Below are 7,362 nucleotides of genomic sequence, written 5' to 3'. Positions count from 1 at the left end.
GCGGGCCGGGGCGCCCCGCCGCGCGCCCCCCGCCCCCCCCCCCCCCCCCCCCGGCCACTACCTAAAGAAAAAACCCCGGTATTGCCGGGGTTTTTTCATTCCATCACTGCAGCGATCAAGCCTTGATGGTCGCCATGTCGATCACGAAGCGGTAACGCACATCGTTCTTCGCCATGCGCTCCCAAGCCTGGTTCACGTCCTTGATGTTGATCATTTCAACATCGCTGACGATGCCGTGCTCGGCACAGAAGTCCATCATTTCCTGGGTTTCGGCCATGCCGCCGATGGCCGAGCCGGTGACGTGCTTGCGGCCGAAGATGACCGTGCCACCCATCAGCGGCGGGTCCAGTTCGGTGATGACGCCGACCAGGCACATGGTGGCATCGCGCTTGAGCAGGCTCATGTACGGGTTGGTGTCATGGCTGACCGGCACCGTGTTGAGCAGGAAGTCGAAGCTGTTGGCGTGGGCCTTCATCTGCTCCGCGTCGCGCGAGACCAGCACTTCGTCGGCGCCCAGGCGCTTGGCGTCGGCACCCTTTTCCGGGGTGGTGGTGATCATCACCACGGTGGCGCCCATCGCCTTGGCGAACTTCACGCCCATGTGGCCGAGGCCACCCAGGCCGATCACGCCGACCTTCTGGCCCGGGCCGACCTTCCAGTGGCGCAGCGGCGAGTAGGTGGTGATGCCGGCGCACAGCAGCGGCGCGGCGGCCTTCAGGTCCAGCTTTTCAGAGACCTTCACCACGAAGCGCTGCTCGACCACGATGTGGTCGGAGTAACCGCCCATGGTCAGCTCGCCGGTGTTGCGGTCGTGGCTGTTGTAGGTGTAGGTCGGGCCCTTTTCGCAGTACTGCTCCAGGTCGTGGTCGCAGGCATCGCAATGGCGGCAGGAATCGACCATGCAGCCGACGCCGGCGAAGTCGCCGACCTTCAGGGTGGTGACGGACGGGCCGACTTCGACCACGCGGCCGATGATCTCGTGGCCCGGCACCATCGGGTACTCGGCGCCGCCCCAATCGTCGCGGGCCTGGTGCAGGTCGGAATGGCAGATGCCGCTGTACAGCACTTCGATGCGGATGTCGTTGGCGCCGACGGCGCGACGTTCGAAGGTGAAGGGCTCGAGCGGGGCGGTGTTGGTGCGCACCGCATAACCATGGGCGAGGGACATGGGGAATCCTTGGCGGGGTTTGTCGAAAGGCGCTTTACAATACGCCCCTCGTACCGGCCTACAAAGCCCGGATATCGGCATGATTCATCAAGGCAGACTGCACAATGGCCTCTGACAATCTCTCCCACCTGGCCGCCTTTGCCGCCGTGGCCCGCCACCGCAGCTTCCGCAAGGCCGGCGGCGAGCTGACCCTGTCGACCTCGGCGGTGAGCTATGCGATCCGGGCGCTGGAAGAGCGGCTGGGCGTGGGCCTGTTCCACCGCACCACCCGCAGCGTGGCCCTGACCGAGGCCGGGCAGCGCCTGCTGGACCGGCTGCAGCCGGCGCTGGGCCAGGTGCACGACGCGCTGGAAGAGATGAACCAGTTCAGGGACAGCCCGACCGGCCTGCTGCGCATCAACGCGGCGCGTGCGGCGGTACCGACCCAGCTCGGGCCGCGGTTGACCCGCTTCCTGCGCGCGCATCCGGATGTGCGGCTGGAACTGACCGAGAACGATGGACTGGTCGACATCGTCGCCGACGGCTTCGATGCCGGCGTGCGCCTGCATGAGTTCGTGCCCGAGGACATGGTGGCGGTGCCGTTGGGACCGGCGCTGCACGGCATGATCGTGGCCTCGCCGGAATACCTGCGCCAGCATCCGGCGCCGCAGCACCCGCGCGACCTCCTGCAGCACGAATGCATCCGCTTCCGTTTCGCCAGCGGGCACTTGTACAAGTGGCAGTTCGATCGCGATGGGCAGTCGCTGGAGATCGACGTGCGCGGGCGGCTGACGCTGAGTGAGCAGACCACCATCATGCGCGCGGTGCTGGATGGTTTCGGCCTGGCCTACGTGCTGGAAGATGCCGCGCGCCCGCATATCGAGGCCGGGACGATGGTGGCGGTGCTGCAGGACTGGAGCGAGCCGTTCCCCGGCTTCGTGCTGTATTACCCGAAGCAGCGGCAGATGGCTTCGGCGCTGCGCGCCTTCGTGGATATGCTGCGGGAGTGAGGCGGGATGCAGTGCCGACCAACGGTCGGCACCCACCGCATCAGGCAGTCGATCCACGCCATGCGTGGATGCAGTAGATCCACGCCATGCGTGGATGGCAGGCCCCGATCACTCCACCAATGCGTCATACCCCAACCCAACGAACTGGATCAGGCAGAACCCATGCCCGAACGGGTCGGCCAGCACCGCCAGCCGCCCCCAGCGGCGTTCGCTCACCGGCAGTTCGATCACCGCGCCGGCGGCCACCGCGCGTGACAGCGCGACATTGATGTCTTCTACCACCCAGTCCAGGTGCAGCGGCGTCCAATGCCGCTCGTAATCGCGCACGTCGCCCTCGTCGGTGGCCACGCTGCCCGCATCACTCTGCAGCAGGTACAGCGGGGTGGGACCACCGAGCAGTTCAAGCGCGCCAGCGCCCAAGCGGCGGCCGACGCGCAGGCCGAAGGCTGCAACGTAGAACGCTTCGGCAGCGGCCAGATCGGGCACATCGATGTTGACGATGAAGGTGCGGGCGGGGGAGTCCATGGCAGGGATCTGCGGGGGCCGGTTGCGTGCAGTCTAGACCTGCCGCAGCGGGCTGCCGGTTCATCTGTCGGCGGGATTCAGGCAAGGTAGGCGACTGCTTTCGACAGGGACCTCCATGAGCACGCTTTCCGATATCGAACAGGCCACCGGCCAGGCCTTTCCGCCGCTGTTTCATCAGATCACCGCCGAAGGGCGCAGCGACTGGGGTGCGCTGGGCAACCCGTGGTTCCGCGAAGTGTTTCCCACCCTGCTGGCACAGCCGCCGCTGCTGCTGCACGCCAACGAGTTCGAGCCGATTGAACAGGGCGAACTGCGCGAAGCCTGGGAAGACCTGACCGCCGAGGACCACTACAACCCGCTGCGCGAGGACCTGCAGCTGCTGCCGTTCGCGCGCAGTGGTGCCGGCGATACCTACTGTTTCTGGACCAATGCGCCGGGGTTCGCCGAAGCGCCGGTGCTGCTTGTGTGGCACGACGACGACCGCGCCGACGTGCTGGCCGCCAACCTGCAGGACTTCCTGTTCCGCAAGATGGTCGAGGCGGTGGCGGAACTGGAAGCGGAGTACACGACGCTGGTCGAAGGTGATCTGGCCGCCAACCTGCAGGCGTGGCTGGGCAGCCACCGCAGCTGGTTGCGCGACGACCAGGCGACGGCGCTTGAGGCCTTGTTTGCCCGCACCGATGACATTGCCGCAGGGCGGATCAGCGACGAGGAAGCGCAGGCGCTGGTGAAACAGGTGGTCGGCTTCCCGCGGCTGGACGAGTCGTTCGCCTACGTGCGCGAGGGCGCTTGAAAGCCGGGGTCGGATCCGCGCGCAGCGCGGCTCTGACCCCTTCCTAGCCGAACCAGGGGTCAGAGCCCTTTCCGTTGGAAAGGGATCCGACCCCATGCCCGGTCCGCGCGCAGCGCGGCTCTGACCCCTTCTTGGCCGAACCAGGGGTCAGAGCCCTTTCCGTTGGAAAGGGATCCGACCCCGTGCTCGATCAGCTCGCCGCCGGGTAGTCCAGATAGCCCTCGCGGCCACCACCGTAGTAGGTGTCGCGATCCGGCGCGGCCAGCGCGATGTCCTGCTGCAGGCGCTCGACCAGATCCGGGTTGGCGATGAACGGCTGGCCGAAGGCGGCGATGTCGATCGTGCCTTCGTCGACCAGGCGCAGTGCGTACTCGCGGGTCATGCCGCCGGCCAGCAGCACGGTGCCGCCGTACGCCTGCTTGAAGGCCTTCAGGAAGTCTTCGCCGATGGCGCGCTCGCCGCGCAGGTAGTTGTCATTCAGATGCACGTAGGCCAGCCCGCGCTTGCCCAGTTCTTCGGCCAGGTACAGGTAGCTGGCTTCGTTCTCGGCATAGGCCGGCATGTCGAAGACCTGGCTGTTCGGTGCCAGGCGCACGCCGACGCGGTGCGCGCCGATGCTCGCGGCCAGTGCATCGACGGTGTCCAGGATCAGCCGTGCGCGGTTGCGCAGCGAGCCGCCGTAGAGGTCCTGCCGATCGTTGGTGACCGGGTTGAGGAACTGCTCGAACAGGTAGCCGTTGGCGGCGTGCAGTTCGATGCCGTCGAAACCGGCGGCGATGGCATTTTCCGCGCCACGCACGAAGTCGCTGACGATGCCCGGCACTTCCTCGGTGCGCAGGGCGCGCGGCGGGGTCGGATCGACGCGACCGCGGCTGCCGTCATCCAGGTACACGAAGGCGAAGTTGCGCGGGTCGCTGCCCACGGCACGCGTACCGGCGCTGACCGGCTGGCCGCCGTCGGGCTGCAGCGAGCTGTGCGACATGCGGCCGACGTGCCACAGCTGGGCGAAGATCGTGCCCTTCGCGGCGTGTACCGCATCGGTCACCAGCTTCCAGCCCGCCACCTGTTCGGCCGACCAGATGCCCGGCACGTCGATGTAGCCCTGGCCCTGCGGCGAGACCGGCGTGCCTTCGCTGATGATCAGGCCGGCGCTGGCGCGCTGGCGGTAGTACTGCGCGGTCAGCTCGTTGGCCACGGCGCCCGGGTTGCGGGCACGGGTCATTGGCGCCATGGCAATGCGGTTGTGCAGCGGGGTTCCCGCCAGGTCGAAGGGGCGGAACAGCAGGTCGGTCATCTCGGTCATCTCGGTGTGGGGGAGGGCGCCCGTGGCGCCATGCACACAGGATGGAGTTGACACCAAGGTGCATAAAGAGCTTCGATTTCCCTCTTGGCGGGACATCGTGTCCCCAATGGAGGCTGCCGATGCTGCCCGTGGAATCCTTGAATGGCCTGGTGACCTTCGTCACCACGGCGCGCGCCGGCACCTTCACCGAGGCGGCCGAAGCGCTGGGCATCTCGCGCTCGGCGGTGGGCAAGGCCATCGCCCGGCTGGAGGCGCGGCTCGGTGTGCGCCTGTTCCACCGCACCACCCGACGCATCTCGCTGACCACCGACGGCGAGGCCTACTACGCCTCGTGCGCGGCCGCGCTGGATGAGATTTCCGCCGCCGAGGCCTGCCTGGGCTCAGCCGCGCACCTGCCCAGCGGACGCCTGCGCATCGACATGCCCTCGTCTTTCGGCCGCCTGGTGGTGATGCCGGTGCTGCTGAAGCTGTGCCAGCAGTACCCGGACCTGCAGCTGACCGTGACCTTCACCGACCACTTCGTCGACCCGATCGAGGAAGGCATCGACCTGCTGATCCGCTTCGGCGGCCTGCAGCAAGCCGAGCACCTGGTGGCGCGCCGGCTGGGCAGCCAGCGCCTGGTCACCTGCGCCGCGCCGTCGTACCTGCAGGCGCACGGCGTGCCGCGCAGCGTGGACGAGCTGCGTCAGCACCGCAGCATCGTCGGCTACCGCCACGGCCAGCCGATGGCGTGGCGGATCGGCCCGGACGGCGAGGGCGGCACCTTCATTCCGCAGGCCACCCACCAGCTCAACGATGGCGATGCGGTGATCGACGGTGCCATCGCCGGGCTCGGCATCTGCCAGATGCCGGTCTCGCTGGTCCGTCGGCACCTGCAGTCCGGCGCCCTGCAATCGGTGCTGGACGAGTGCATGCAGCGGCACATCGAGATCCACGCACTGTGGCCGCCGACCCGCCACCTGCGGCCGAAAGTGCGCTTCGTGGTGGATGAACTGACCCGGCTGGCCGCGGCGGGCGCGTTCGACTGAACGCCTTGGATCGCCCTGCGGATTGAGCCCCGGCGTCGCCTGTGTATACTATCCCCCAGTATAGTTCCGCAGGTGGCTCGCCATGCCGCATTCCCCCGAAGAAAAGAAGAAGGTCCTGGCCCGCGTGCGCCGCATCCGCGGCCAGTGCGATGCGCTGGACCGCGCGCTGGAGGCGGGCGCCGACTGCGGGCCGGTGCTGCAGCAGATCGCGGCCATCCGTGGCGCGGTCAACGGGCTGATGTCCGAGGTGATGGAAGCCCACCTGCGCGAGGAATTCGGCCAGCCGGCCACCTCCGATGAACAACGCGCCGAACGCGTGCGCGAGATGAGCGGGCTGATCCGCTCATACCTGAAATAAACAACGGCGCAACATAGCGCCGCCCATCCTGTTACTGCCTGTCTTTTGGAGAGTCCGCCATGAAATCCCGTGCCGCCGTCGCCTTTGGTCCCGGCCAGCCGCTGCAGATCGTCGAGATCGACGTCGCCCCGCCGAAGGCCGGCGAAGTGCTGGTCAAGATCACCCACACCGGTGTCTGCCACACCGATGCGTTCACCCTGTCCGGCGATGATCCGGAAGGCCTGTTCCCGGTGGTGCTGGGCCATGAAGGCGCCGGCATCGTGGTGGAAGTGGGCGAGGGCGTGACCAGCGTCAAGCCGGGCGACCACGTGATTCCGCTGTACACCGCCGAGTGCGGCGAGTGCCTGTTCTGCAAGAGCGGCAAGACCAACCTGTGCGTGTCGGTGCGTGCCACCCAGGGCAAGGGCGTGATGCCCGACGGCACCAGCCGCTTCAGCTACAACGGCGAGCCGATCTACCACTACATGGGCTGCTCGACCTTCAGCGAGTACACCGTGGTGGCCGACGTGTCGCTGGCCAAGATCAATCCGGAAGCGAACCCGGAACACGTCTGCCTGCTCGGCTGCGGCGTCACCACCGGCATCGGCGCGGTGCACAACACCGCCAAGGTGCAGGAAGGCGACAGCGTGGCCGTGTTCGGCCTGGGCGGCATCGGCCTGGCGGTCATCCAGGGTGCGCGCCAGGCCAAGGCCGGCCGCATCATCGCGGTGGACACCAACCCGTCCAAGTTCGAGCTGGCCCGCGAATTCGGTGCCACCGACTGCATCAATCCGAAGGACTTCGACAAGCCGATCCAGCAGGTCATCGTTGAAATGACCACCTGGGGCGTGGACCACAGCTTCGAGTGCATCGGCAACACCAGCGTGATGCGTGCGGCGCTGGAATGCGCACACCGTGGCTGGGGCCAGAGCGTGGTGATCGGCGTGGCCGGTGCGGGCCAGGAAATCTCCACCCGTCCGTTCCAGCTGGTCACCGGCCGCAAGTGGATGGGCACCGCCTTCGGCGGCGTGAAGGGCCGCAGCCAGCTGCCGGGCATGGTGGAAGACGCGATGAAGGGCGATATCGAACTGGCCCCGTTCGTCACCCACACCATGGACCTGGACAAGATCAACGAAGCCTTCGACCTGATGCATGAAGGCAAGTCGATCCGCTCGGTCGTCCACTTCTGAATCACGCCAGGCGGCAGGCCGCGTGCCTG

8 protein-coding genes are annotated in these 7,362 nt (G+C 67.3%); 5 read left to right on the top strand and 3 right to left on the bottom strand.

Features of this window, described 5'->3' with window-relative positions:
• Positions 1-115 precede the first annotated feature (115 nt).
• Positions 116-1,168, bottom strand: a complete 1,053-nt coding sequence (locus IAE56_RS02845; protein ID WP_200751385.1) for an NAD(P)-dependent alcohol dehydrogenase — start codon at positions 1,166-1,168, stop codon at positions 116-118.
• 104 nt (positions 1,169-1,272) lie between these two features.
• Here IAE56_RS02845 and IAE56_RS02840 point away from each other — a divergent pair, with 104 nt between their 5' ends.
• On the top strand, positions 1,273-2,157 hold the full coding sequence (locus tag IAE56_RS02840; RefSeq protein WP_200751384.1) for a LysR family transcriptional regulator: 885 nt from the start codon (positions 1,273-1,275) through the stop codon (positions 2,155-2,157).
• A gap of 108 nt (positions 2,158-2,265) precedes the next feature.
• On the opposite strand, the gene IAE56_RS02835 is transcribed toward IAE56_RS02840, so the two are convergent.
• Positions 2,266-2,682 carry a VOC family protein gene (locus tag IAE56_RS02835; RefSeq protein WP_200751383.1) on the bottom strand — a complete coding sequence of 139 codons (417 nt, stop codon included), beginning with the start codon at positions 2,680-2,682 and terminating at the stop codon, positions 2,266-2,268.
• A 115-nt stretch (positions 2,683-2,797) separates the two neighbouring features.
• Here IAE56_RS02835 and IAE56_RS02830 point away from each other — a divergent pair, with 115 nt between their 5' ends.
• A complete protein-coding gene (locus IAE56_RS02830; protein WP_200751382.1) occupies positions 2,798-3,475 on the top strand; it encodes an SMI1/KNR4 family protein in 678 nt (225 codons plus the stop codon).
• 190 nt (positions 3,476-3,665) lie between these two features.
• On the opposite strand, the gene IAE56_RS02825 is transcribed toward IAE56_RS02830, so the two are convergent.
• Positions 3,666-4,769 (bottom strand): alkene reductase, encoded by a 1,104-nt coding sequence (locus IAE56_RS02825; RefSeq protein WP_200751381.1) that lies wholly within the window; start codon positions 4,767-4,769, stop codon positions 3,666-3,668.
• A 128-nt stretch (positions 4,770-4,897) separates the two neighbouring features.
• Here IAE56_RS02825 and IAE56_RS02820 point away from each other — a divergent pair, with 128 nt between their 5' ends.
• The 3 genes from IAE56_RS02820 to IAE56_RS02810 all read left to right on the top strand — a co-directional run bounded on the left by IAE56_RS02820 (position 4,898) and on the right by IAE56_RS02810 (position 7,333).
• The gene (locus IAE56_RS02820; protein ID WP_108750556.1) at positions 4,898-5,806 is read left to right on the top strand and encodes a LysR family transcriptional regulator; all 909 of its coding nucleotides are present in this window, start codon (positions 4,898-4,900) and stop codon (positions 5,804-5,806) included.
• An 82-nt stretch (positions 5,807-5,888) separates the two neighbouring features.
• The gene (locus IAE56_RS02815) at positions 5,889-6,164 is read left to right on the top strand and encodes a metal/formaldehyde-sensitive transcriptional repressor (RefSeq protein WP_079223297.1); all 276 of its coding nucleotides are present in this window, start codon (positions 5,889-5,891) and stop codon (positions 6,162-6,164) included.
• A gap of 59 nt (positions 6,165-6,223) precedes the next feature.
• Complete coding sequence (locus IAE56_RS02810) at positions 6,224-7,333, top strand: S-(hydroxymethyl)glutathione dehydrogenase/class III alcohol dehydrogenase (RefSeq protein ID WP_108769980.1); 1,110 nt, start codon at positions 6,224-6,226, stop codon at positions 7,331-7,333.
• Positions 7,334-7,362: the final 29 nt, after the last annotated feature.

Source organism: Stenotrophomonas sp. S41, assembly GCF_016624625.1.
Lineage (GTDB): Bacteria > Pseudomonadota > Gammaproteobacteria > Xanthomonadales > Xanthomonadaceae > Stenotrophomonas.
This window is presented reverse-complemented; position numbering and strand designations above follow the sequence as displayed.